Origin of the sequence: Anaerotruncus sp. G3(2012), from assembly GCF_000403395.2 — a bacterium.
In the GTDB taxonomy this organism is placed as follows: domain Bacteria; phylum Bacillota; class Clostridia; order Oscillospirales; family Ruminococcaceae; genus Anaerotruncus.
Genome location: NZ_KE159675.1, coordinates 55,714 through 80,222 on the forward strand (window position 1 = coordinate 55,714; position 24,509 = coordinate 80,222).

A 24,509-nucleotide genomic window follows, 5' to 3' on the forward strand; every position below is an offset into this window, starting at 1 on the left:
TTGCACCCCGAATCTACCAAATACAGCACAGCATCCGTCAATTCCCTCTTGCTCCACGTGCAGTTGCGCATCTCGGCATATAGTGGGGCGATCTCCTCCCACTGCTCATCTGTCAAGTCGCTAGGGTACGACTCCCGTCCTTTTTCTTCCATATCTCTATTTTACCACGTTCTTTTCTCCTTGTGAATACAGGTTCTTAATAGCTTCTTTAATCCAATGGGATGGTCAATCTTTTTAAAAGATTTAAAAACTTATACAACGGGACAATATGAAGGATTTGCGTATTTAGGCTTAGGAGTTCTGTTTCTGCTTTTTGTAACGCTGCTCCATGCAGTCAGTGAGATTCATTTCTCATCTGTCAAGCTCAATAAAGAGATGGCAGCTGGGCAGATTGAAAAGATCGCGTACACTTTAATTGTACTACTGTCTTTGATGGCGGCGGTTTCCCCGACGATTTCTTTTGGAGAGCATCTGTTGGCCAAGGTTCCGATTCCCGCTGCAATAGAAAAAATTTGGAGTATTTTCAGAGCTTCGGGCAGATTGGTCTGGCCTGCGGTATATTTTCTTGTCCTGTTTGCAATCTGTGGGGATCGGGTTTTTGTGGACCGATGCAGTACGCTGCCTGCCAACCAGCCTGAGAAACTGGGGAGACGGATTGATTTGAAACTATTGATACTGGCGTTCTGCATTTTATTACAGGTGATAGATCTGAGCGACAGGTTCAAAAGTATCCATAACCGTTTTGCAACAGAGGTCCAATATCAAAGCATGCTGAGCGACCCCTTTTGGGAAGAGGCGATGAAAGAAGAGAAGATAGAACATTTTATTTTTACCAAGCCCGGGGATCAAGCGCTTCTCTACTCGATCACGGAACTGGCGTCGAATCATCAGATAGACATTGGAGATTTTTATTTTGCCAGGGGCATAAAAAATGGAACGATCCAAGAGACTTTAAACGAAGCATGGAGCAATCCAAGGGATGATAATCTGTATCTGTTCACACAGAAAGAGGAACGATTGCGGGCCGCGCGTTTTAAAGGGAATCTGTATCATGCGGATGATATTTTTATAGGGTATACTGGTGAATTAAACGCTCAAAAAATGACAGAACAGGAGGTCCGTGATCTTCTGTTTATAGATGTTACCTTTCAGGATAAGAAGTATATGAAAGGTGATGGCGAGGACAAGGACGGAATCCGATATCTGGAACCAGGAGGGCTTTCTTATGGCCCTTATGTAGCTGCACCAAAAGGCATCTACAAGGTAACTGTCCTTGGAAAAGGGCTGCAAAGCGCAAATGTCTTTTGCCATTACAATAATGGCTCCACACCAATAGATATCTATAATCTGAAGCAAAGTAATGAGAGAATAGAGTTTGAATTGAATGCAGTGGAAGATATCCCAAACCTGGAGGTATTGATTCAAAACAGGTCAGATTCGCAGATACAGATTGAGAATATCTGGATTACAGTCTGGGATGACGATAGGCGGGAGGTGGAATAATTGAACACAGTATCTCTTGTAGTGCCCTGCTATAATGAAGAAAAAGCGCTCCCGTTTTTTTACAAAGAGATTTGTAAAATAGCAGATCAAATGCAGGATTCTCAATTTGAGCTGATCTTTGTTGATGACGGCTCAAGAGATCGGACATTGGAAATCTGCAAAGAGTTAAAGCTTTTGGATGGGCGGGTGCATTATCTTTCTTTTTCAAGAAATTTTGGAAAGGAAGCAGCACTTTATGCAGGATTAAAAGCTGCGGCAGGGGACTATATCGCGGTAATGGATGCTGACCTGCAGGATCCGCCGGAGCTGCTGAAGGACATGCTCTTTATCCTGCAAAATGACAATCAGATAGATTGTGTAGCAACCCGCCGCACCACCCGAAAAGGGGAACCGCCCATTCGCTCCTTTTTTGCGAAAAGTTTCTATAAACTCATCAATAAAATCTCAAAGGCAGAGATTATGGATGGGGCGCGTGATTTCCGGATGATGACCCGCCAGGTAGTGGATGCGGTTTTGTCTATGGGGGAGTATAACCGGTTTTCCAAAGGAATTTTTGGTTGGATCGGGTTCCGCACAAAATGGTTGGATTATGTGAATGTGGAACGGGTGGCAGGTGAAACCAAATGGTCCTTTTGGAAACTGTTTCTGTATGCGATTGATGGTATCATAGCCTTTTCGACAATGCCTTTGGTAATAGCGTCTCTATCTGGTATCTTATTTTGTATAACGGCTATCCTGATGGCAGTTTATTTTGCGGTAAAGACAGTTTTATATGGGGACCCTGTGGCAGGTTTTCCAACCTTAATTTGCCTAATTTTGCTGATTGGGGGAATCCAGCTTTTCTGTATCGGTATTTTGGGCCAATACTTATCGAAAACTTACTTGGAAGCAAAGAAAAGACCGATCTATATTGTAAAAGAAACCGATAGAATGGAAGGTCAGAATTGAAAAGATTACGCTCTCTGTTTGACATAAGATTTTGGAAATTTCTTCTGGTAGGAATCGTTAATACAATCGTGGGCATGGCGATTATGTTTGGACTATATAACTTAGCAGGTATGGGCTATTGGTTCTCCTCAGCGGCCAATTACGTGGTAGGAAGCATAGTGAGTTTCTTTCTCAACAAATATTTCACCTTCCAGAATAAAGGGTGGTCCTGGAATCAGGTATGGAAATTTGCTGTAAGCGTAGGAGCCTGCTATATCATTGCCTATGGAATAGCCAAGCCGTTGACGATCTGTCTCTTAGTTGGACAAAGCATCAAAATGCAGGAAAATACAGCCATGCTGGTAGGAATGTGCCTATATACGGGACTCAATTATTTAGGGCAGAGGTTCTTTGCTTTCCGCCAAGGGTAGGCAGAGCTCGCATCCAAAAATGCAAGAGACATCCTTGGATGAGCATTGACAGGAAGAATCGAATCAATAATGACAAAAAAGTTCGAACTTTTTTGTCTCTCCTTAACTAGGAGAGACAAAAAAGTTCGAACTTTTTTGTCTCTCCTTAACTAGGAGAGACAAAGGAACTTGATTGCGAACGATTCCTCTCCACACCAGAAATTTTTGTAGATTATACCCGGTCAGATATATCCCTAACAAGGGGCAACCTTTTGTTTAATAGCTTGTGAGAGGGGATCGTTCTTTATGAGTATTGTATCTTTACATTTCTTTATATTTACGGGAGTTATCCTTACACTTTATTGGATTTGTGTTCCAAAGTGGCGTTGGATTGTTCTTTTTATAGCGACAAGCTATTTCCTGTTTCTGAATACATACCGTAACATTGCAGCTTGCGCCATCTTTGTAATGGATGTGCTTACCGTCTGGCTGGCAGCACTGTGTTTAAAGAAAAATCTGCAAGAACAGACAAAAAAGAGGATACTATTTTTCACATTGTTTTTTGTTGTGGCAGTGTTAATCCTATATAAAGAGCTCTCCTTTTTTATTAACAATATCAATAGCATAGGGAGGATTGCAGGTATTGACTATGGTTTAAGACTTCCGAAATGGGTAGCCCCCTTTGGAATCAGTTATTTTACCCTCATTCTGATCGGTTATCTATTGGATGTTTATTGGGGGACAATCGAGACGCCGCAGAAAAATCCGTTGAAAATGATCCTGTTTGCAGGATATTTTCCCCAGCTCACTTCTGGCCCATTTTCACGTTACAACGATATTGCAGGAAGCCTGTTCGGGAATGCCAGCTGGAATCTGAAGCGGGTCCAATTTGGTATCCAGCGCTTTTTGTGGGGGTTGTTCAAAAAGTTGGTGATAGCGGAACGTCTAGCGGTAGCTGTTTCAACAATTTATGATTCGAAACCGCTGCCGCTGCAGGAGGATACCTATGTCGGACTCATGGTGGTAATCGGTGCATTTGTTTATGTCGCACAGCTCTACACTGATTTTAGTGGTTGCATGGATATTGTGATTGGGATTTCAGAAATGTTTGGGATACCGCTTGCAGAAAACTTTTGTCGTCCCTTCAGTTCGACAAGTCTCTCTGAAATCTGGCGGCGTTGGCATATGACACTAGGCTTTTGGCTGAAAGATTATGTCCTTTATCCGGTTTTGAAATCAGGCTGGATGAACCGTGTGCGCAAGTTCTGCAAAAAGAAGTGGGGAAAATCCGCTTCAAGGGACATCCCCACTTATATCGGCATGTTTATTACATGGTTCTGCGTCGGATTTTGGCATGGCGGGTCTTGGAAGTATATTTTCAGCAGCGGCCTGTTCTTTTTCGTTATGATCGTTGGAGGGTTACTGCTTCAACCGGTTTTCCATAAACTAATTACTCTGTTGAAGATCAATACAGACACATGGTCCTGGGTATTTTTTCAGCGGATGCGCTCATTTTGCCTGTTCTCCATTTCGGTTTCGTTTGGCAGACGGGCAGACCTCCTCGATGGGTTGCGGGCATGGAAGACAGTGTTCACCAACTGGAATCCATGGGTATTGTTTGACGATACCATCTTTCGCTTGGGTCTGGATCGGAAAGATTTTGACGTTTGTGTAGTGGGCCTGATTGTAGTATTGATCGTTTCTATGCTGCAAAATAGATATGGAAGCGTCCGGGAGCTGGTTGCCAGACAAAATCTACTATTCCGATGGGCAGCCTATTTGGTGCTGTTCTTTTCAGTGCTGATTCTGGGCTGTTACGGACCGGGCTATAATCCGGCAGATTTCATTTATGGAGGCTTTTAAAGGATGTGGGTGAAACGCAACACGTTTTTACAGGGAATCAAAGTGGTGGCATTTTTGGTGGTGTTGGTTATTTTGTGGGATATTGTGAATGCAATATTTGTAAACGGACCCGATAGTCACAAATATTTGTTCAAAAATTTTTATGAAGCACCTGCCGACGAGGTCGATGTTGTTTACATGGGAGCAAGTTCAACATGCTGGAATTGGAATCCGGTGGTAGCATACCACGAAAATGGAGTGGCATCACAGATGATGGGGTCTGAGCGGCTTGCTCCTGATGCGTTGCCCTATTTGATTAAAGAGGCCAGACAGAAAGATCCAAAACTATATATCGTAGATGCACAGCGGCTGGTAGGTACCTCAAATGACTTTATAGGGGCACAAGGAGCGATTACAAATCTGAGGATTTCCAAAAACAAAATGGATGCTATGAAGGATATTCTTGAGGAATATACAGATGAGGAGAAACTTTGGGGGTACTTCCCGATTGCTTATTTCCATAACAGATGGAAAAGTTTGGGGTATAAAGATTTCAAACCTGCGGATTATGATTTTCTGGGCTATTCGATGCGTGCAGTCGCGGGGACTGCCCTGCCGCAAGGGAAAGAACAGCTGGATGCTGAACCGAGAACATTGAATGGCTGGCAGCTGGAAAATCTTAACAAGGTATTGCGCGTTTGCAGTCAGCTGGACGGTCAAGTACTTTTTGTGATAGCGCCTAACAATGATGGAAATGCAGGGTATTACAGATACATACAGGATGTGGTTACGAAAGCAGGATTTGATTATATCAATGCAACGGGCTATTTAGAAGAAATGGGAATCGAGATTGGAGATATGAGAGATATTTCTCATCTCACTATGTACGGCGCAGAAAAATACACGACCTGGCTCAGTGGGGTGGTAGCAGAGAAGTACAACCTGCCCGACCGTCGGGAACAGGCGAACTACAAATCCGCAGCACTCTACGAGTCGGAATACGAGGATTATCTTGAAAACAAGGTCAATCATGGCGTCATGCTGGGGAAGTATCTGGAGAGCATCACCGAGACCCGGTATTCGGTCCTGATTGCGGCGCGGGATGAGGCATCAGCGGGTCTGAACAATGAAATTGTAGAACGGCTGCGCAAGCTGGGGTTACGGACAACCCCCGCGGGAGGCTATCGCAGTGCCTATCTCGGGGTGGTGGATCATGGAAACCTGCTGTTGGAGCAGGTGGGCGAACCGGAGGGCACAGAACCCTTGCAGGCGTCCGGGGCACTCGCAGACGGGACACCTTTTATCCTGCAAAGCGGTGGAAATCAGTCTAGCAACCATGCTTCCATCATCGTAGATGGCGTTGAATATGCGGTCAACTCGCGCGGCCTGAACATCGTGGTATACGATAATTTTGCGCACAAGGTAATTGACAGCGTTGCATTCGATACCTTTGACCAATCACTCGCGGCAACGCGCGGGATTCCCAACCTGCCTGAGCTGAAGATTTCCGCTGAGGAGGTTTCTGCGCCCAAGGTGACCGGGACAAGCCGCGTAGAGGGGATTGAGATCCCGAATGGGCAGAAGGCGAGGGTTCGGTTCGATGACGTACAGCACGGGAAAACCCTATACCTCTCCCTGGACGCAAACGACATCTATAACATCCTGCTTTGCAGGGGCGAGCGCGTATATGCGCTCTATACGGTTTGGCAGGAGCCGGAGCAAAACAATCTCCGTTCGACCCAGATTGAACTTTCGGATGGAGATGCGGCGGCTGGTTTTGACAGCCTGATGATCGTCCCCGTCAAGGGCGACGGAAAATACAGCGTTGGACATATTATCGTTTTATAAATTGAAAGGCAGGGAAAATTTCTATGCAGGAAAAATTCACCCCTCCATTTTCGGGAGAGCTGCTTTCCAAGCGGAAGAAGCTTCGAAGGGAGCTGCTTGAAAGCGGCGCAGATTTTATTGACAAACGCATCGCAATCCTTGGAGGATCGACGACCCACGACATCAAGGACGCACTGGAGCTGTTTCTGCTTCATCACGGCATCCGCTGCACCTTTTACGAGAGCGAGTATGCGCAGTACTGGCAGGACGCCATGTTCCCCAACCCGGAGCTGGAAGCGTTCCGTCCGGACATCATCTATATACATACCTCCAACCGGAATATCTCCCGGTATCCGCTCCTTTCGGAGTGTGCGGAGGAGGTGGACGCACTTCTGGAAGCAGAATTTGCTAAATTTTCCGGCATGTGGGACCGTCTGCGCCAGGTTTACGCCTGCCCGGTGATCCAGAACAATTTTGAATATCCGTTTTGGAGGCTGCTCGGGAACCGGGACGCGGCCGATTTTCACGGGCGGGTCCACTTCCTGACCCGTCTGAACCTCCGCTTTGCACAGTATTCGCAGGAGAACGACAGCTTTTTCATCAACGACGTCAACTACCTTTCCGCCAGCTACGGCCTGGAACAGTGGAGCGATCCGTTCTACTGGCACATGTATAAATATGCGCTTGCCCTGCCCGCGATCCCTTATCTGGCGCACAGCGTAGCCAATATCATCAAGTCCCTTTACGGGAAAAACAAGAAGGCATTCGCCCTCGATCTGGACAATACCCTCTGGGGCGGGATCGTCGGGGACGACGGTGCGGAAAATTTGCAGGTTGGGCAGGAAACCTCGATGGGCCAGGTCTACAGCGAATTTCAGGAGTATATCAAGGCGCATAAACAGCTGGGCGTCATCCTGAATGTGGTGAGCAAGAACGAGACTGAAAATGCGATGGCCGGTCTGAACCGCCCGGACATGACCCTCAAGCCGGATGACTTCATCATGATTAAGGCGAACTGGGAGCCAAAATCACAGAATATCATCGACATTGCACATACCCTTTCACTGTTGCCCGAGAGCTTTGTATTCGTAGACGACAACCCTGCTGAACGGGAGATCGTCCGGCAGCAGATTCCGAACGCGGCTGTCCCTGAGATCGGGGAACAGCCGGAACGCTACATCCGGGCGATCGATCGGATGGGATATTTCGAGGTGACGCAGCTTTCCGGTGACGACGCTGCCCGCAACGAGATGTATCAGCAGAACGCCGCCCGGTCACGGGCAGAGGTGTCGTTCGCCGATTACGGGGAATATCTCCAGTCGCTCGGGATGCAGGCCGAAATACAGGCATTTGCTCCCATGTATCTTTCCCGGATCGCCCAGCTTACCAATAAGTCCAACCAGTTCAACCTGACTACCCGGCGGTTCACACAGGCCGAGATCGAAGCGGTCGCGCAGGATGACCGGTACATCACCTTGTACGGAAAACTGGTGGACCGGTTCGGTGACAATGGGGTGGTATCGGTTGCGATCGGGGAAATCCTCCAGAAGCCGGAGGGCAGTCTCTGCGATATCACCCTCTGGCTGATGAGCTGCCGGGTACTCAAACGGGATATGGAATTCGCCATGATGGACGAGCTGGTCCGGCAGTGCCAGACACGCGGAATCTCTCGGATCGTGGGGCACTACTATCCAACGGCAAAGAATGCAATGGTAAAGGATTTTTATACAGCGGAGGGATTTACACTGGACTGTGAGGATGAACAGGGGAACCGGTCCTATCATCTGGACATCCCCTCAGACTATCCGCCAAAAAACCGGTATATTGCGGTCAATCATGCGGGAGAAGCATGTGGATCGGTCACATCAATACTTTCTAAGGAGGAAACAATAAATGACAAGAGAGATCGTGTATGAGAGAATCAACAAGGTATTCCGGGACGTCTTTGACGATGAAAGCATCCTGGTGGAGGATCAGACCACCGCTGACGACATCGAGGACTGGGACAGTCTGGAACACATCAATCTTATTGTTGCATTTGAAGAGGAGTTTGGTATGAAGTTCGCGATGAACGAAGTGACGGGTATGGCGAATGTGGGAGAAGCGGTAGATATCATCCTTGCGAGGGCGACCAAGTGAATACGTTTACCTATGATGAAATTACGGTTGGACAGAAAATTACCTTTCAGGCGGGGATCACACCGGAACATATGGAGATGTTCCGCGCGATTACCGGGGACCAGAATCCCCTGCATACCGATCCCGCATTTGCTCGCGGCAAAGGCCAGCCCGGCCGGGTAGTCTACGGAATGCTCACCGCGGCCTTCCTTTCCACGGTCGCGGGAGTCTACCTTCCGGGGGAACGCAGCCTGATCCACGAGGTAAACGTAAAATTTGTAAAGCCGTTGCTGTTATATAACAGCGGTGACCTCAGCATTACTGCTGAGGTCACCGAAAAACATGATCTGTTCCGCCAGCTCACACTGAAAGTCTCGGTTGTGGATGCGAAGGGCATAAAAGTACTACGTGCAGTGATGAAGGTAGGTGTTTCAGAATGAGCAGGATTTTATGCGTTTCAGGCGCGTCCAGTGATGTGGGATGTTGCCTAATCCGGGCAGTGGCGGAAAATTACGACAGGATCGTGTGCCACTACAACAGAAGCATGGAACCGATGAGGGAATTACAGGAGCAGTTCGGGGAGAAGATCGTCCCTATCCAAGCGGATTTCTCAGACGAGACTTCTACCGTACGGTTTGCGCGGACAGTCGTAGAAAGCGGCCTTGCACCGCAGCATTTTGTGCATTTGGCAGCATCTTCTTTTGTTAATGTAAAATTCGGAAAAACTGACTGGAAATCGTTTGAACGGGAGATTGGGATTGATTTCCGTTCGGCAGTGATTTTATCACAGACATTTGCGCCGCTGATGGTAAAACAGAAATACGGAAAGATCATCTATATGCTTTCCTCCATGATCGTACAAAAACCAGAAAAGCCGTTTTCTACCGCCTATACCTGCACCAAGCATGCCCTGTTTGGATTGATGAAAAGCTTGGCTGCCGAGTACGCCGGCAAGCACGTGACGGTAAATGCCGTATCCCCTTCGGTGATTGACACCAAGTTCCTCCGGATTCCCGGTCTGGTCAAGCAGATGAACATTGAGTCCAGCCCGATCAAGCGCCTGCTGACACCTGAGGACGTAGTCCCAACCTTTGCGTTCCTGCTCTCCCCCGGTGCTGATACGATTACCGGACAGAATATCCCTGTCACAGCAGGAAATTGACAAGCCATATGCCATATTCCGTCTGGGCTTGGTTTGCTGCCAGGAGGTATTGGGGAAGAGCCTCTAAACCTTTCCAATACGAACAGGATTTGTTGGCTTGGATTCGGACATATATCAGATCAGCTTGTAATAAGGCCAGCGCCCAATTTATGGGTACTGGCTTTTATTATCTTATTTCTCAGTGGATTCTCAACTCAAACATTCGGTTTTTCGGCAAATTGGGCATAAATATTTCCTTTTCATAAAATTGAAAAAGGAAAAGTTGATAGAGTCCGGTATATTAGATGTTACATAATCAGTAGTATTGATGTGGCTGGAAAAGCGGAGGTAAAATCAACTTAATAGGTGAAGTAACAACTATAAGATTTTTTGAAAATGAATTGACAATCGGAGAAGGAATTTTTATACTAGATAAGATTGGGCGCTGGATTGGATAAAATCATAAAAAATAGAATTGCAGGAACCATGATATTGGGCGCTGTAAGATTGTGTATTTTATTTCAACTCCCAGTCCGACTATTAGATAAAGGAGTAAGTTTGATGGCCAGTAAACCAAACACAAAAGAAAGAAGACATAAGCAGCAAAGCATTACCAGAAAAATTATCATAAAAATGGCGATTCTGATCGTTGTTTTGTTCGGACTCAGCGTCATCATAGCAGCCCTTTTATCCAGCCGATCTTTGAAGAAGGTCACAAACGAAAAATTAGTCCTGACAGCGTACGAGAATGCCTATACGCTTTCCAACAATATCGAGAGCTCTTATTCACAAACCCTTGGTTTTGCCGGGTCTCTGCGGAATATTTCGGCGTTGCCGCCAGCGTTCCAACGGCAGGCAATCGATAACGCGTTAGTGGGTATTTTGCAGCAAAACGACAAATTTACAACAGCATTTGCCTATTTCGAGCAAAATACAATCGCTGACGCCCAAGGAAAAACCTATCAGGAAACCGGCAGGGATATCGCCTATGAAGCTGTGGTCTACCCTGACGAAGCAAAAACAGGCTTTGTGTTTGAAAAGCATGAGGATGCCTTTGATAACTTTGACAAGGAATATTACCGCGAAATAAAATCCTCTGGCAAGCCTTATGTCATGGAGCCTTATGTTTATGAATTGCAAGGCAAGCCGATTATGATGATTAGCGTAATTGCGCCCGTCTATGATGTTTCAGGGAATTTTTTAGGGGTGGCCGGTTGTGATGTCGCTCTGGATGACCTGCAATCTCAAAACTTTACCAATGCCGGCTATTCTTCGACCCACATGGTTTGCATGTCAGAGGATAATACCATATTAGTGGATACTTTACAAACAAGTACTGTTGGCCAATTGGCAAAGGATTGCGGTTATGAACAAATCGCTCCTATTGCAGACGAGATTAGAAGCATGAAAGCGGGCATGTCGGGGAAAGGCGATAAGAGCGTTTATTTGTTAAACGCAGAGCTTGACAATTTTGTTACAGGAAACCAGGGCTATTCTGTTATTGTTCCTGTTGATCTGGAAAGCGGCAATTTGTGGAGTCTGTATTTTTCTATTGATCAGAACGAATTTTATGCGCAGATTATAAAAGACACAGCGCTTTTAACAGTGGCTGTGTGCATTTTAGGAATTTTGTTGCTGTCCATTATGTATTACAGCATTAAAAAACCATTGAAACCGATTGCCAATATAATGGCTGGAGCAGAAAAGCTCGAATCAGGTAATCTGCAAATCCATGTTCAGGTAGATTCTGATGATGAATTGGGCCGCTTGGCTGAAAGTTTTAATGCCACAAGCATTACTTTGAATAACTATATCAACGATATTTCCAAGCAGCTTTCAGAAATGGCTGACAATAATATGGCTATCAGTATCACGGAAGAATACATAGGGGATTTTAGCCCTATTAAAACGTCGATCGAAAGGATTGCCCATTCGTTAAATCACACCCTTTATAGCATCATCGAAGCGGCAAACCAAGTGACTTCCAATTCTGACACAGTTTCCTCCGGGGCGCAAACTTTATCCCAAGGTTCGTCAGAACAAGCGGAAGCGATTGAGGAACTGGCAGCCTCTATTGAACGCCTTTCTAATGATGTGATTAGCAATGCCCAGGAGGCGGAAGAGGCCAACACAACCGTTGCCCGGGTCAGCCAATGGATTGAAACCAGTAATCAGGAAATGCAAAAGATGGTTTCGGCTATGAACGATATTCGGAACACTTCAACAGAGATCGTAAAGATTATTAAAGCCATTGAGGATATCGCTTTCCAGACCAATATTTTGGCTCTGAATGCTTCAGTAGAAGCCGCGAGGGCTGGGGCGGCAGGTAAAGGTTTTGCCGTTGTAGCTGAGGAAGTGCGCAATTTAGCTGCCAAAAGTTCAGAGGCTGCCAAAGATACCGCTGCATTGATTGAATCCTCCATTGAAGCAGTGAAAAAAGGAAGAAGCATTGCGGATGAAACAGCACAATCTCTGGTGAATGTTGTTGAAGGGGCAAAAGATGTTGCTGTTTTTGTGGAACGTATCAGTACGGCCTCGAAGAACCAAAAAGATACATTGGAACAGTTGACGATAGGCGTTAATCAGATTTCCGGCATCATTCAGGAAAATTCCGCAATGGCTGAAGAGAGTGCGGCTGCTAGCGTTAAACTATTCCAACAAGCAAATACATTGCGTCAATTGGTGGATGTTTTTGAATTAAAAAAAGTATAAGGATTCTTTATTTGCACAGAAAGCCACAGGCTTTCTGTGCTTTTTTACTTCCCCAAACGGTTCTTTTGAGGAAAATGAAAATGTTTAACCCCCTATTTACAAAGGTTTCAAGCCCATTATAATTTCCCCCAAAACCCAATCTGGGAATATCACCATGTCGTAGGGCAAAGTAATTTATTTTGCTTGGGGCAAACTGGTTTATCCCGTAATACTGTCACCCCGAAGTCCCTACTACATGGTGATACTGCGCAAAATGTTCCTAAATCCTCGTATTAAGCAGGGAAAGGATAGGCCGAAGGACAAAAAAGTGACCCCGCATCGTGAGATGCAAGGTCACTTTTTTCTATGTCGGAGGATGGTGTTTAGTACCCTGATTAGGATAAATTACAATGCCCTTGTATTGCTATTTGGCCCCTTATTTATTGACGACATTATCTAAAGGGGATTTATTTTATTCTGTTTTTGATGCGACTCTGGAATATACATTTTTATTTTCTCCCCAAAAAGTTTACAAACGGCTGCTTCTTTTCTTTATACCCTATGTAAGGCGAAACAAATAGAAATCCGCCGCGGAGGAAATCTCTATGGTTCCTTTACAAATTATAAAACGAAAGAAGGAGCATAATGGCTTATGTAACATGGGTTACCCCTGCAACATGGGATGGAAAATATCCGCTTCCCGATCTTCCTGCCGGGAAGATATGGACGGGCCCTTATCAAAATTCCGAAGGAACAGGATATAGCTGTATTGGTTTTGCTCGCATGGTGTTGGATGCGACTTATGGGAGGGGATCCTCCCTCTCAAAAGTCTCTTTCTCAGAGGTATCTCCTCAGGATGCATTCAAAAATATAAAAAAAGGCGCTCGTGTCACATTTTCTCGTGGCGGCGATCAGCAGCATGGCTTAATCGTTGCTTCAAAGTCGTCTAGTGGTATTAAAGCTTACGACTGCAATGTGAAGGATGATAACACGATCAGCTATTACGACTTGAGTTGGGCGCGTATGAAAGAAAAATACACAGGCATTATTGGCGGCTATAATCCTTCTGCCAGATAAACTATAAAAAACGGGATCTCGATATGGTCATACAACTGTATCGAGATCCTGTTTTTGAAAAAGGTGTCTATCCAACAATGTGCTCCCTCAGAGAATAAGAGTGGAATCGATACAGAGAGTCTCCTAACATCTCGATTTGTAAACTGCCAAACGGAACCAGAACGCCGTCCTTGGTGACAATGTGGTCGTTCGAAAGGGGCGTTATCTGGTTCATTTCATAAAGAACTCCTACCTCAATCAAAAGAAGCTGTTCTTCCTGTTTTGCAGAAAGTGCGACTCCGCTGCACAAGCTACCAAACCCACCTATTAATTGGTAAGTGTTCGTTTTTGGATCGTACTGTTGCGAATTGCGCAGAAATGCCTCGTCAATATCAAAATATTTTTGAAGCGCTGCTTCTACCTGCTCTGCTTGCGGATGGTCGAATCCAGGAAGATAGCATTGTTCAAAATCTTGTGGGAGATTCAGTAGGTTATTTGCCGCACAGAAATTCACCAGATCGTCTGGGGAAAGCTCACGTGCAGAGCTCCAACTTTTAGAATAGAGATTTGCGCCACGAAAGAGAGGTTGAACCAACCGAGACATAGCCTCAAGGTCATTAGGATCAAATGAGGGTGGTTGCTGTTCGGAAGCTGGCAGGAGATAACTGCTGGTCAGCAGCCACTTTCCCTGTTCCCGGATTAAAACAAGGGTTTGGAGTCCGTTATCCATTCCCAAAAAGCAAGTCTGCAATCTGGCCGTAATCTGTTCGGGAGTGACTTCGATCAGCTCAATGGTTTCGGCCAGCCATTTGATTGGAGGAAAAGCTGCTCCTGCTCCATTGGGATTGATATAGATTTTTCCATTAATTTCCTTGCAAAGCATTTCTCGCTGTTTCATTCCTTGGTACAAGCAATCGGCTGTCGAATGTTCAAATGTGTCGAGAAAATAGCGATGGATGTCCTCCATTGATTGAAATTGTCTGGGGTCGACATCTCCGTATAGAGACGAAGCTTCATAATCAATCGGAAGCATGCCATCAATCTTCATATTGGAGCGGTCTGGCTCAAAATTCATTTGATAGAGTTGATCGCATAAAATAGCCTTTTCCAATGCCTGCCTGACAATTTCAACCGCCTCTTCTTCGGTTGCCATGCTGATGGGATTCTGTACTGGCGGTACAATATCTGGTATATAGTTACAAGAGGCCAGCAACAATACAATACCAATTAACACCATCCATTTCTTACACATTGTTTTTCCTCCTTCCCCTGTAAAACAGGATTGTAGGTCATTACGGGGCGAACGAAACAGGAATTCTTCCCTGGATTAGTAGCTTTCTGAAAAGGAACTGGCTGCTCATTTCACGGGCGTCCATTAAGGCCAATATAGTGCTCATTAAAATGAAAGGAATAATTCCTTTCATTTGCTGATTTATATCTGGTTGTAAATCCTACTCATTATAACGCTTAAAGGTTTATAATGAAACTTTTTTAGAGAGTGTCTAGGGCTTGTTTGAAAAATAGTGAAGGCTGAGCTAAATCAACAAAATAGCGATAGCGGCAATGTAAACGAAAGCGAGAAAAGACGCATCCAATTTGTCATATCTGGTGGCGATCCTGCGGAACCATTTGAGCTTTTGGAAGAAACACTCAACCAAATGGCGCTCTTTATACAGCCACCAGTCTACCGGCCATGGCTCAGAAACATTGCTCTGCGGCGGAATCACATAGCTGGCTCCTTGTTCCGAGATGTAAGCTCGGATCGTCTTTGCCTCATAAGCGCGGTCTGCTAATACATTGCTGCCGCTGATTTTTACCTTTTCCAGCAGTTCAACAGCGTGGACTGAATCATGGTCATTCCCTGCAGACAGCATGAATTCAACCGGATTCCCCAGTCCATCCACAATAGCGTGCAGCTTTGTGTTCAACCCACCTCTGGTCCGCCCAACTGCCTTATCCGCCGTTTTTTCCCCCTCCGTTGGCACTCTCGTGAACCTTGATGCAGGTAGAGTCCAGGCTCAGGTTTTCCATATCCGCATCTGCGGTCAATGCGCGAAATATGGTTTCCAATGTACCATCGTCCCGCCATTTGGCAAATCGGGCATACACAGACTGCCAGGGGCCATACGCCTCCGGCAATTCGCGCCACTGTGCTCCGCTGCGGACGATCCAAAGCATCCCATTGAGCATATTTCGATCATCTTTCCGAGGTCGGCCTCGTTTCCCCGTCCTCCCTGCTGGAAGCAACTTCTTCACGCGTTCCCATTGTGCTTTTGTCAATTCATATCGCTTCATGGCTCTATTTTCGCACTTTTATTTGGTTTGTGCAATATTTATTTTTCAAACAAGCCCTAGACTGTCCTGAGAGATTGTTTCTTCGTAGTATAGAAGAACTTGTTCAACGCCCACCGCATATTCTTCTCGTCCTGGGTTAGATCCCGTTTATCCTCTCTACGCCTGGAAGCAAGGACAGTCACATCCATGTATGCCAGATACAGACAGAGGTAGCTTCTAACGGTTGCCTTTGATACTCCATATTCCTCAGCCGCAGAGCAGATTAACTGGGAACGCATACGGTCATCAGCCACGAAAGATAGGACAGGAGCAATCGTCGTGTACCTCTCGTACATGGTTTTCCTCTGGTCTGCATCAAGATCATCCACACCGACAGGTACAACCCCAGTGACCTCCGACATCTCACTAGTGGTACACTCGGAATAGGACTGCAATTCTGCGGTATTCACCCAAACAGGCATCGTCCTCTTGATGCAGTCGATCACCAGAACCCTATCCACCTGTACTTCCAGTACCCGGATGATACGCTCACCAGACCGGAGCAGATCATACTTCTTCATCAATGACCAACCCCCCAATCAGTAACCCCATGCCTGAGCCAGTAGTCCCTTGAAGCATCCAACAGCTTCACCGTCAGGGGCTTCATCAGGAATTTTCGATAGACACACTCCCGCACCATCAAATCACCGTCTGCCTTGGTGCATACGAAATCAGAGGTGTACTCTCCCACTTCCGGTCCATCCAGCAGGACATTACACTTGATCTCCTTGATCTCGTCTGATGCTTGCAGCAGGTCAGCATAGGCATACTGGATCGCATCATACGTCCGGCACACCTCAGCGCATTTGCCCAGCACCCGCTTTTTACAGCGTCCCTTGAAGTTTTTCTTCCTCATGCTTGCAGCCCTCCCTTGTGGGAACATCCTGCCAATTCCCCAAAAACGTCCCCCAAAAACGAAGTTAGCCTGTTTTTGGGGAATTAACGCTGATGAATTTGGGAAATGTCATCGCTCGAAAGCCCTGATACACAGGCGTTTCAAGCCTGATGCCAAATCCCCAAAAACATCATCCAGGAACATCACCATGTCGTAGGGCATTGTGATTTATTCTGTAAGGGGCAAAGTCGTTTATCCACCCCGGCCCTTGGGCCGGATGCCCCTACTCCATGGTGATATAGTGCAAAATATTCCGAAAATCCTTGTGTTAGGCAGGGAAAGGATAGTCCGGAGGACAAAAATAAGACCCCGCGTCGTCAGACGCAAGGTCTTATTTTTCTATGGCGTAGGCTAAGTGTTATTGCCCTGCACAGGATAAATCACATTGCCCTACGACAGAAATCGAGCCCTTACTTGCTCTCCTTGATGGCAGCCTGCGCAGCAGCCAGCCGGGCAATGGGCACGCGGAAGGGGGAACAGGAGACGTAGTCCAGACCCACCTTGTGGCAGAACTCCACGCTGGAGGGATCGCCGCCGTGCTCACCGCAGATGCCGAGGTGGATATCCTGATTGGCCTCCCGGCCCAGCTGAGCGGCCATAGCCACCAGCTTGCCCACGCCGGTCTGATCCAGCTTGGCGAAGGGATCACTCTCATAGATCTTCCGGTCATAGTAGGCACCCAAGAACTTGCCTGCGTCATCGCGGCTAAAGCCGAAGGTCATCTGAGTCAGATCGTTGGTGCCGAAGGAGAAGAAGTCCGCCTCCTTGGCAATCTGATCAGCGGTGAGGGCGGCACGGGGAATCTCGATCATGGTGCCCACCTTATACTTCATGGAGGAGCCGGCCTCGGCGATGATCTTGTCGGCGGTCTCCACCACCACGCTCTTGACGTACTTCAGCTCTTTCACCTCGCCCACCAGCGGGATCATGATCTCGGGGACGATAGTCCAGTCGGCGTGGCGCTTCTGCACATTCAAAGCGGCCTTGATGACAGCCTTGGTCTGCATGGCGGCAATCTCCGGGTAGGTGACAGCCAGACGGCAGCCGCGGTGGCCCATCATGGGGTTGAACTCGTGGAGGGAGGCGATGATGTTCTTGATGTCCTGCACGCTCTTGCCCATATCCTTGGCCAGCTTCTCGATGTCGGCCTCCTCAGTGGGGACAAACTCATGGAGAGGGGGATCCAAGAAGCGGATGGTGACGGGACAGCCCTCCATAGCCTCATAGATGCCCTCGAAGTCGGACTGCTGCATGGGCTCCAGCTTGCTCAGGGCCTTCTCACGCTGCTCCAAGGTGTCCGCGCAGATCATCTCGCGGATGGCAGGGATGCGGTCCTCATCGAAGAACATATGCTCGGTGCGGCAGAGGCCGATGCCCTGAGCGCCGAACTTCCGGGCTTGGGCGGCATCGTGGGGCGTGTCGGCATTGGTGCGGACCTGGAGACGGCGGTACTTGTCCGCCCAGCCCATGACGCGGCCGAACTCGCCGCCGATGACAGCATCGGTGGTGGGGACGGCGCCGTCGTAAATCTTGCCGGTGGAGCCGTCCAAGGAGATCCAGTCGCCCTCCTTGTAGGTCTTGCCGGCGAGGTCGAACTTCTTGGCCTCCTCGTCCATCTTGATGTCGCCGCAGCCGGAGACGCAGCACTTGCCCATGCCGCGGGCCACAACGGCGGCGTGGGAGGTCATACCGCCGCGGACGGTGAGAATGCCCTGAGCGGCCTTCATGCCCTCGATATCCTCTGGAGAGGTCTCCAAACGGACCAGAACCACCTTCTCACCGCGCTCGGCCCACTCCTTGGCGTCCTCGGCAGAGAAGACGATCTTGCCGCTGGCGGCACCGGGGGAGGCGCCCAGAGCGGAGCCGATGAGCTGGGCCTGCTTGATGGCGGTAGCGTCAAACTGGGGATGGAGCAGGGTATCTAAAGAGCGGGGCTCGATCATGGCCACAGCCTGCTTCTCGTCGATCATGCCCTCGTCCACCAGGTCGCAGGCGATCTTCAGCGCGGCGGCGGGGGTGCGCTTGCCGTTGCGGGTCTGGAGCATGTAGAGCTTGCCGGCCTCCACGGTGAACTCCATGTCCTGCATGTCGCGGTAGTGATCCTCCAAGGTCTTGCAGACGCCCTCAAACTGGGCGAACGCCTCAGGGAACTTGTCGGCCATCTCGCTGATGGGCATGGGGGTCCGGACGCCGGCCACCACGTCCTCGCCCTGGGCGTTGGTCAAAAACTCGCCGAAGAGCTTCTTCTCGCCGGTGGCGGGGTTACGGGTGAAGGCCACACCGGTACCGCAGTCGTCGCCCATGTTGCCGAAGGCCATGGACTGCACGTTGACGGCGGTACCCCAGGAGTAAGGGATGTCGTTGTCACGGCGATACACGTTGGCACGGGGGTTGTCCCAAGAGCGGAATACGGCCTTGATGGCGCCCATCAGCTGCTCCTTGGGATCGGTGGGGAAGTCCTGGCCGATCTTGGCCTTGTACTCCGCCTTGAACTGACCCGCCAGCTCCTTGAGATCGTCAGCGGTGAGCTCCACATCCTGTGTGACGCCCTTCTTCTCCTTCATCTGGTCGATGAGCTGCTCAAAGTATTTCTTGCCCACCTCCATGACCACGTCTGAGTACATCTGGATGAAGCGGCGATAGCAGTCCCAAGCCCAGCGGGGGTTGCCGGACTTCCGGGCCATGACCTCCACCACGTCCTCATTGAGGCCGAGGTTCAAAATGGTGTCCATCATGCCGGGCATGGAGGCCCGGGCACCGGAGCGGACGCTGACCAGCAGGGGGTTCTCCTTGTCGCCAAACTTCTTGCCGGTGATCTCCTCCATCTTGGTGACATAGGTCATGATCTCCGCCTGAATGTCATCATTGATCTTCTGGCCGTCCTCGTAGTACTGGGTGCAGGCCTCGGTGGTGATGGTGAAGCCCTGGGGCACGGGCAGGCCGATATTGGTCATCTCCGCCAGATTGGCACCCTTGCCGCCCAAGAGTTCACGCATGTTGGCGTTGCCCTCACTGAACAGATACACGTACTTTTTGCTCACGCTGTCTTCCTCCTGTAAAGTATTTGAATCGTATCGTCTTTCCGCGAAGCATCCCATCAGATGATAGGGGGCAATGTGGCATTTCGGGGTGAAAACAAACGCCGTCGGCGTTGTCCCCGCAAGGGGTGCGCTGTCCTCGCTGCCGGGCGGCGGCCCGACTGTCTCGTCCGCCCCGGTCAGCCTCCGTTTTCGCTCCCGAAAAGCGGACCTGTCGGTGAGCAAAAATGGGGGCTGGCGAGGCCGCAGAACACAGGCGGGCTGACGCCCGCCACGTCTGAGCACGAAGTCCAGCGCCCATTCGAACCGCCGACAGGCACCTCGCTCCTTATCATCTGATGGTACATTAGGTTTTTATTATAGCGGATTTTTCCTGATAGCGCAAGCTAAGAAGAGAAGAATTTTTGCATTTTTTTCCTTGTCTGCGGGGGAGAAAAGCAGGCATCTGCCGATTGAAAAATTCTTCCCCGGTATTGGTTGCAATTCCGGGGCAAACTGTGGTACAATAAAAATAATTTTGGTTCTTTTGCAGCCAAGACCCGCCCGATGGCGGAATCTGCGGACAGAGAGGGCGGAGCATGGAGACAAACCTACCCACAGAGCTGCTGGAGGCCCTGCGGCGGGACGCCGGGGGCAGCGCCCTGATCCTCACCGGCGGCGGCAATCTGACGGCGGCGGCCCAAGCCGCGGCGGCGGCTATGGAGTGCGAAAACCACGCCCAAGCCCCCTGCGGACACTGCGGACACTGCCGCAAGGTTCTTGCCGGCATCCACCCGGACGTGGTGACGGCAGCGGATTCTGAGCACAAGATGATCTCTGTGGAGGTTCTCCGCACCCTCCGCGCCGACGCCTATATCCTGCCCAACGAGGGGCGGCGGAAGATCTTTATCTTTCCCGACTGCGCTCTCTTGGATCAAGGCGCCCAGAATGTGCTCCTAAAAGTGGTGGAGGAGGGGCCGGAGCACGCGGCCTTCCTCTTCTGCGCCAAGAGCGCCGGGGTGCTGCTGCCCACCCTACGCTCCCGCTGCGCCCAGTGGCGCGTAGGCGGTGACGCAGAGGCGGTTGCGGCGGAGGACCCCCGGACCGGGGAGCTGTGCCGCCTGTTGGCCGGCCGGGACCACCTTGGCCTTGCCGCTTTCTTCACCGCTTTAGAGACCGCCCGGTGCTCCCGGGAGGACCTGCAGACTATTTTGGAACAGACTTGGCAGCGGGTGGCTCAAGCCCTGCTTTTGGCCTCCGGCTGCGCCGCCGAGCCGGCGGGTGAGGAGGTTCAAGCCCTCTCCCAAGGCCTCAGCCGTCCCGCCCTCAGCGCCGCGGCGGACCTCTTGAGGGAGCAGGCCCGGCAGCTGCGCTTCAACCTGAATGTGGGCCACACCGCCGGGGCCATGAGGTGGACACGGTCATCGCCGCCGGCAAGCTCCTGATGGAGCACCGCCGCCCCCTGACCTTCGACTTGGACGAGGTTTTAGACAGCGTCCAGCAGGAAGCCGAGGCCCTCGCAGAGCGCGCCACCCCCCGCTTCCAGGAGACCAACAGCATCATAGCGGAATACATGCGCAGCGATCAGTTATAACCGTTTTGCCGCCGATTTTCGCCGCATATTTAGCACATTTGGATTGTCCCGCCGCGCGGGACGCCGCAGCTCCTAATTCCACACTCAACGAAAGGGGGTTTGCCCATGCAAACCACACTCCCCGCCGGCGATGGCATCCGATGGCCGGAGGGCCGGCAGATCGCCGTCCTCCTGACCTTCGACTTTGACGCGGACCGCCCCCAGAGCGCCTACTTCCGCCAAGAGGACCTCCCCTTCGCCGACCGCTCCCGGGGTCTCTACGGCCCGGACGAGGGCCTGCCCCGCATTCTGAGCATGCTATCGCGCCAGAACGTCCCCGCCACCTTCTTCGTCCCCGGCCAGCCCCCGGCGGAGGAGGAAGACGTCTATATTGAGCACTCCTTCGCCGAAATCGCCGACTTCTGCAAGTGGCGCTATATCCAGTCCCTCAGCGACTATGTGGAACTCAGCGAGGGTCCGGAGATCTGGGACTTCCTCCTCCGGATCTGGCAGACCATGAAGCGGAGCATCGAGGAGGGCCTCGCCGCCTCCGGCCCCCTCCCCGGCGGGCTCAACGTCCAGCGGAAGGCCAAGTACCTCTACGAGCAGACCCCAGAGGAGGACATCCCCGCCCTGCGGGAGTTCCAGCAGATCGCCGCCTTTGCCTACGCGGTAGCGGAGCAGAACGCGGGCCACGGCACCATCGTCACCGCCCCCACCTGCGGGGCCTGCGGCGTGGTCCCCGCGGTGCTGCGCTACGCGCAGGTGACACGGAATTTCACCGACCAGCAGATCTGCCGGGGCCTTGCCGCCGCCGGGATCATCGGGAACCTCACCAAGACCAACGCCTCCATCTCCGGGGCGGAGTGCGGCTGTCAGGCGGAGATCGGCACCGCCTGCTCCATGGCCGCCGCCGCCTTGGCAGAGCTCTACGGCCAGAATTTGGACCAAGTGGAGTACGCGGCAGAGGTGGCCATGGAACACCACCTGGGCCTCACCTGCGACCCGGTCTGCGGTCTGGTGCAGATCCCCTGCATCGAGCGCAACGCCGTGGCGGCCATGCGGGCCATGAATGCCTGCAACCTCAGCTATTTTCTCACCGGCTCCCGGAACATCAGCTACGATATGGTCTGTAAGGCCATGAAGGAGACCGGCCTCAGCCTCAACCGCCGCTTCCGGGAGACCAGCGAGGGCGGCCTGGCCCGCCTCTACGACCGCCGCCGGCGCCGTTGACCCCAGCCCCCCGCGCCCCCTCCGCAAGGGGAAAACAAATTGATTACTATCAATATAACCACGCTCCCGCTTTTCCCCTCCGCACATCCAAACAGGGCATTCCATAATTTTCCATTTTTTACACCTGCGTCACAACGCGGCTGCAAGTGCCAAGCTCAGCCCCAGAAATTCCAGATGCTTCCATCTTCCAAGAGGGCCGCCCGCCGAGAAAGGGGCCTGTTTTGGACCCCTGCGGAGGCCTATGGCGGGCGGCGAGTTGCACAAACCGATGCAATTCAAGGGCACAAAAAGGCGGTTTTTCTTTCGAAAAACCGCCTTTTTCATTGAAATTTTCACGTTATTTTTTCCGCATTTCCCTCGATTTTGTCTCCAGCGCCCCCTAAAAGCTACCCTATCAGCTCTTGGTCCATATACAGCTCCCGCTTCCAGCTCCTGCCCCGATAGCGGATCAGCATGGCCAAAAAACGGCCCATATTGTCCGCCACCATGCACCACCAAACCGCCGTGAGGCCCAGCTGAAACACCACCACACACAGGTAGGTAAACACGATCCGCACGCCCCACATGGTGCACATATTGATCACGAAGGGCGCCTTGGTGTCCCCCACGCCGTTAAAAACCCCCTCCAAAATGATCAAAACGGCAAAAAACGGCTCAGAAATGGCTACAATCCGCAGCACATCCGCCCCGAGGAGGATCACCTCCTGATCCGGGGTAAAGAGCCCCATAAACATCCGGGGGAACAGGAAGAGGAACACGCTCATCGTGCCCATCAGGAACACCGCGATGGCCATAATGGCCTCGGAGTACTGGCCCAGCTTCTCCTCATCCTTGGCGCCGATGGAGTAACCGGCCAGAGTAGCCGCCGCCGCCTGCATCCCAAACCCCGGCACATAAAACGCCTGCTCCGCCGTCATAGCAATGGTATGGGTCGCAATGGCCAAAGTGGAGAGATTGTGCGTAATAAGGCCGGTAAACACCACATGACCCAGCTCATTGAACACCCGCTGTGCCGTAATCGGCCCGCTGATGGCGAGACACCGGCGCATAATCGGCGGATCCACCTGGAGCTTTGCCCCCCGGAGACCCAGCTCCGGGCTTTGCAGAGCCGCCAGAAACATCAGCGTACCGCCCACCACATAGGCGGCGGCGGTGGCGATGGCCGCACCGGTGACCCCCCAGCCCGCCCCCCAGACGGGGATGGCCAAGGTCCCTATCCGCAGCGTCCAAGGCCGGTTGATGAGGAGGAAGTTCAGGAGAACGTTGATCACATTCATTAAAATATTGATCCGCATAGGGGTCTTGCTGTCCCCGGTGGCCCGGAGCACCGCCGCAAAGATGATGCTGGAGGCCACAAAGAGCGTAGGGGCGCAGACAATGGCGAAATAGGTCCCCGCGGCGGGGCGGATGGCCTCCTCCGCCCCCAGCCAGCCGGGGAGGAAGGGGGCCACCGCCAAGGTCAGCACCGTCAAAAGCGTCCCGGAGATCAAGGTCAGCAGCACCGACTGACTGGTCACCCGCTTCACCCGCCCGGTGTCCTTGGCCCCCAAGGCCTGGGACACGCAGGCCAGCACCCCCATGGCCAAGGCCCACAGAGGCGAGCGCACCAGCCAAAGGGTGGTGGAGCTGAGGCCCACCGCCGCCGAGGCGCTGTAGCCGATCCGCCCCACTTGGGCGGTGTCAGCATACTGCACGATGGTCTGGAGGGCCTGCTCTGTCACAGTGGGCCAAGCCAAGGTGAAGATGGTGGTCATCAGCTCCCTGTCCCTGAGGCTCTGCAAGATAGTAGGTTTTTTCCTGCTGGTGTTTGTCATAGGGCCCTCCGGGGGTAAATTCATGATATGGGAAAGGTGCGGATACGCCGCTTTTTTCACACAAAGTGCCGCCCCGCAGCTGAGGGCGCAAAGACTTCTTCAATCCATGCCGAGCCGCATCAGCCGCC

Annotated in this window: 20 protein-coding genes and 1 pseudogene; 14 read left to right on the forward strand and 7 right to left on the reverse strand. The window is 50.9% G+C overall.

Features of this window, described 5'->3' with window-relative positions:
• The coding region (locus C814_RS24960; RefSeq protein ID WP_016316345.1) for a transposase at positions 1-152 on the reverse strand (152 nt) is incomplete at its 3' end.
• A gap of 64 nt (positions 153-216) precedes the next feature.
• Between C814_RS24960 and C814_RS15660 the strand changes: the two genes are divergently transcribed.
• The 11 genes from C814_RS15660 to C814_RS15710 all read left to right on the forward strand — a co-directional run bounded on the left by C814_RS15660 (position 217) and on the right by C814_RS15710 (position 13,536).
• Positions 217-1,503, forward strand: coding sequence for a DUF6311 domain-containing protein (locus tag C814_RS15660; RefSeq protein ID WP_016316346.1), 1,287 nt, complete (start codon positions 217-219; stop codon positions 1,501-1,503).
• Positions 1,504-2,451: a glycosyltransferase family 2 protein gene (locus C814_RS15665; protein WP_016316347.1), complete on the forward strand. Its 948-nt coding sequence runs from the start codon at positions 1,504-1,506 to the stop codon at positions 2,449-2,451.
• Positions 2,448-2,861, forward strand: a complete 414-nt coding sequence (locus C814_RS15670) for a GtrA family protein (protein ID WP_016316348.1) — start codon at positions 2,448-2,450, stop codon at positions 2,859-2,861. The genes C814_RS15665 and C814_RS15670 overlap by 4 nt, the downstream gene beginning before the upstream one ends.
• A 285-nt stretch (positions 2,862-3,146) precedes the next feature.
• Positions 3,147-4,703: an MBOAT family O-acyltransferase gene (locus tag C814_RS15675; protein ID WP_016316349.1), complete on the forward strand. Its 1,557-nt coding sequence runs from the start codon at positions 3,147-3,149 to the stop codon at positions 4,701-4,703.
• 420 nt (positions 4,704-5,123) lie between these two features.
• Positions 5,124-6,530 carry an interleukin-like EMT inducer domain-containing protein gene (locus C814_RS15680; protein ID WP_196809930.1) on the forward strand — a complete coding sequence of 469 codons (1,407 nt, stop codon included), beginning with the start codon at positions 5,124-5,126 and terminating at the stop codon, positions 6,528-6,530.
• A gap of 23 nt (positions 6,531-6,553) precedes the next feature.
• Positions 6,554-8,425 (forward strand): HAD-IIIC family phosphatase, encoded by a 1,872-nt coding sequence (locus tag C814_RS15685; RefSeq protein WP_016316351.1) that lies wholly within the window; start codon positions 6,554-6,556, stop codon positions 8,423-8,425.
• Positions 8,403-8,648 carry an acyl carrier protein gene (locus C814_RS15690; protein WP_016316352.1) on the forward strand — a complete coding sequence of 82 codons (246 nt, stop codon included), beginning with the start codon at positions 8,403-8,405 and terminating at the stop codon, positions 8,646-8,648. Before C814_RS15685 ends, C814_RS15690 begins: the two co-directional genes overlap by 23 nt.
• Complete coding sequence (locus C814_RS15695; RefSeq protein WP_016316353.1) at positions 8,645-9,067, forward strand: MaoC/PaaZ C-terminal domain-containing protein; 423 nt, start codon at positions 8,645-8,647, stop codon at positions 9,065-9,067. The genes C814_RS15690 and C814_RS15695 overlap by 4 nt, the downstream gene beginning before the upstream one ends.
• Entirely contained in the window at positions 9,064-9,789 is a 726-nt protein-coding gene (locus C814_RS15700) for an SDR family NAD(P)-dependent oxidoreductase (protein ID WP_016316354.1), read from the forward strand. Before C814_RS15695 ends, C814_RS15700 begins: the two co-directional genes overlap by 4 nt.
• A 540-nt stretch (positions 9,790-10,329) precedes the next feature.
• Positions 10,330-12,480 (forward strand): methyl-accepting chemotaxis protein, encoded by a 2,151-nt coding sequence (locus tag C814_RS15705; protein ID WP_016316355.1) that lies wholly within the window; start codon positions 10,330-10,332, stop codon positions 12,478-12,480.
• A gap of 624 nt (positions 12,481-13,104) precedes the next feature.
• Positions 13,105-13,536, forward strand: coding sequence for a hypothetical protein (locus C814_RS15710; protein WP_016316356.1), 432 nt, complete (start codon positions 13,105-13,107; stop codon positions 13,534-13,536).
• A 67-nt stretch (positions 13,537-13,603) separates the two neighbouring features.
• Here the strand turns inward: C814_RS15710 and C814_RS15715 are convergent, their stop codons facing one another.
• From C814_RS15715 to ppdK, 5 genes and pseudogenes are all read right to left on the reverse strand, one after another.
• A complete protein-coding gene (locus C814_RS15715; protein WP_016316357.1) occupies positions 13,604-14,767 on the reverse strand; it encodes a hypothetical protein in 1,164 nt (387 codons plus the stop codon).
• A 283-nt stretch (positions 14,768-15,050) separates the two neighbouring features.
• Positions 15,051-15,810 (reverse strand): annotated as a pseudogene (locus tag C814_RS23040) (IS5 family transposase).
• Positions 15,811-15,866: 56 nt separating this feature from the next.
• Positions 15,867-16,388, reverse strand: coding sequence for a hypothetical protein (locus C814_RS15725; protein WP_155846401.1), 522 nt, complete (start codon positions 16,386-16,388; stop codon positions 15,867-15,869).
• Entirely contained in the window at positions 16,370-16,705 is a 336-nt protein-coding gene (locus C814_RS15730) for a hypothetical protein (protein WP_016316360.1), read from the reverse strand. Before C814_RS15730 ends, C814_RS15725 begins: the two co-directional genes overlap by 19 nt.
• 449 nt (positions 16,706-17,154) lie before the next feature.
• Positions 17,155-19,785, reverse strand: coding sequence for a pyruvate, phosphate dikinase (gene ppdK / locus C814_RS15735; RefSeq protein WP_016316361.1), 2,631 nt, complete (start codon positions 19,783-19,785; stop codon positions 17,155-17,157).
• Positions 19,786-20,360: 575 nt separating this feature from the next.
• Here ppdK and C814_RS15740 point away from each other — a divergent pair.
• The 3 genes from C814_RS15740 (at position 20,361) to C814_RS0105080 (ending at position 22,567) form a co-directional block, all read left to right on the forward strand.
• Positions 20,361-21,206: a hypothetical protein gene (locus C814_RS15740; protein WP_016316362.1), complete on the forward strand. Its 846-nt coding sequence runs from the start codon at positions 20,361-20,363 to the stop codon at positions 21,204-21,206.
• Positions 21,173-21,355: a hypothetical protein gene (locus C814_RS23755; RefSeq protein WP_147407938.1), complete on the forward strand. Its 183-nt coding sequence runs from the start codon at positions 21,173-21,175 to the stop codon at positions 21,353-21,355. The genes C814_RS15740 and C814_RS23755 overlap by 34 nt, the downstream gene beginning before the upstream one ends.
• Positions 21,356-21,460: 105 nt before the next feature.
• Positions 21,461-22,567, forward strand: coding sequence for an L-serine ammonia-lyase, iron-sulfur-dependent, subunit alpha (locus tag C814_RS0105080; protein WP_016316364.1), 1,107 nt, complete (start codon positions 21,461-21,463; stop codon positions 22,565-22,567).
• Between the two features lie 386 nt (positions 22,568-22,953).
• Here the strand turns inward: C814_RS0105080 and C814_RS15745 are convergent, their stop codons facing one another.
• Positions 22,954-24,381, reverse strand: a complete 1,428-nt coding sequence (locus tag C814_RS15745) for an MATE family efflux transporter (RefSeq protein ID WP_016316365.1) — start codon at positions 24,379-24,381, stop codon at positions 22,954-22,956.
• Positions 24,382-24,509: the final 128 nt, after the last annotated feature.

Bases quoted from the DNA above. Each gene is read 5' to 3' on its own strand.
- C814_RS15660 (WP_016316346.1), top strand. From the start codon at position 217: ATGGGATGGTCAATCTTTTTAAAAGATTTAAAAACTTATACAACGGGA.
- C814_RS15675 (WP_016316349.1), top strand. From the start codon at position 3,147: ATGAGTATTGTATCTTTACATTTCTTTATATTTACGGGAGTTATCCTT.
- C814_RS15680 (WP_196809930.1), top strand. From the start codon at position 5,124: ATGGATGCTATGAAGGATATTCTTGAGGAATATACAGATGAGGAGAAA.
- C814_RS15685 (WP_016316351.1), top strand. From the start codon at position 6,554: ATGCAGGAAAAATTCACCCCTCCATTTTCGGGAGAGCTGCTTTCCAAG.
- C814_RS15690 (WP_016316352.1), top strand. From the start codon at position 8,403: ATGACAAGAGAGATCGTGTATGAGAGAATCAACAAGGTATTCCGGGAC.
- C814_RS15700 (WP_016316354.1), top strand. From the start codon at position 9,064: ATGAGCAGGATTTTATGCGTTTCAGGCGCGTCCAGTGATGTGGGATGT.
- C814_RS15705 (WP_016316355.1), top strand. From the start codon at position 10,330: ATGGCCAGTAAACCAAACACAAAAGAAAGAAGACATAAGCAGCAAAGC.
- C814_RS15710 (WP_016316356.1), top strand. From the start codon at position 13,105: ATGGCTTATGTAACATGGGTTACCCCTGCAACATGGGATGGAAAATAT.
- C814_RS15715 (WP_016316357.1), bottom strand. From the start codon at position 14,767: ATGTGTAAGAAATGGATGGTGTTAATTGGTATTGTATTGTTGCTGGCC.
- C814_RS15730 (WP_016316360.1), bottom strand. From the start codon at position 16,705: ATGAGGAAGAAAAACTTCAAGGGACGCTGTAAAAAGCGGGTGCTGGGC.
- C814_RS15740 (WP_016316362.1), top strand. From the start codon at position 20,361: ATGGAGACAAACCTACCCACAGAGCTGCTGGAGGCCCTGCGGCGGGAC.
- C814_RS0105080 (WP_016316364.1), top strand. From the start codon at position 21,461: ATGCAAACCACACTCCCCGCCGGCGATGGCATCCGATGGCCGGAGGGC.
- C814_RS15745 (WP_016316365.1), bottom strand. From the start codon at position 24,381: ATGACAAACACCAGCAGGAAAAAACCTACTATCTTGCAGAGCCTCAGG.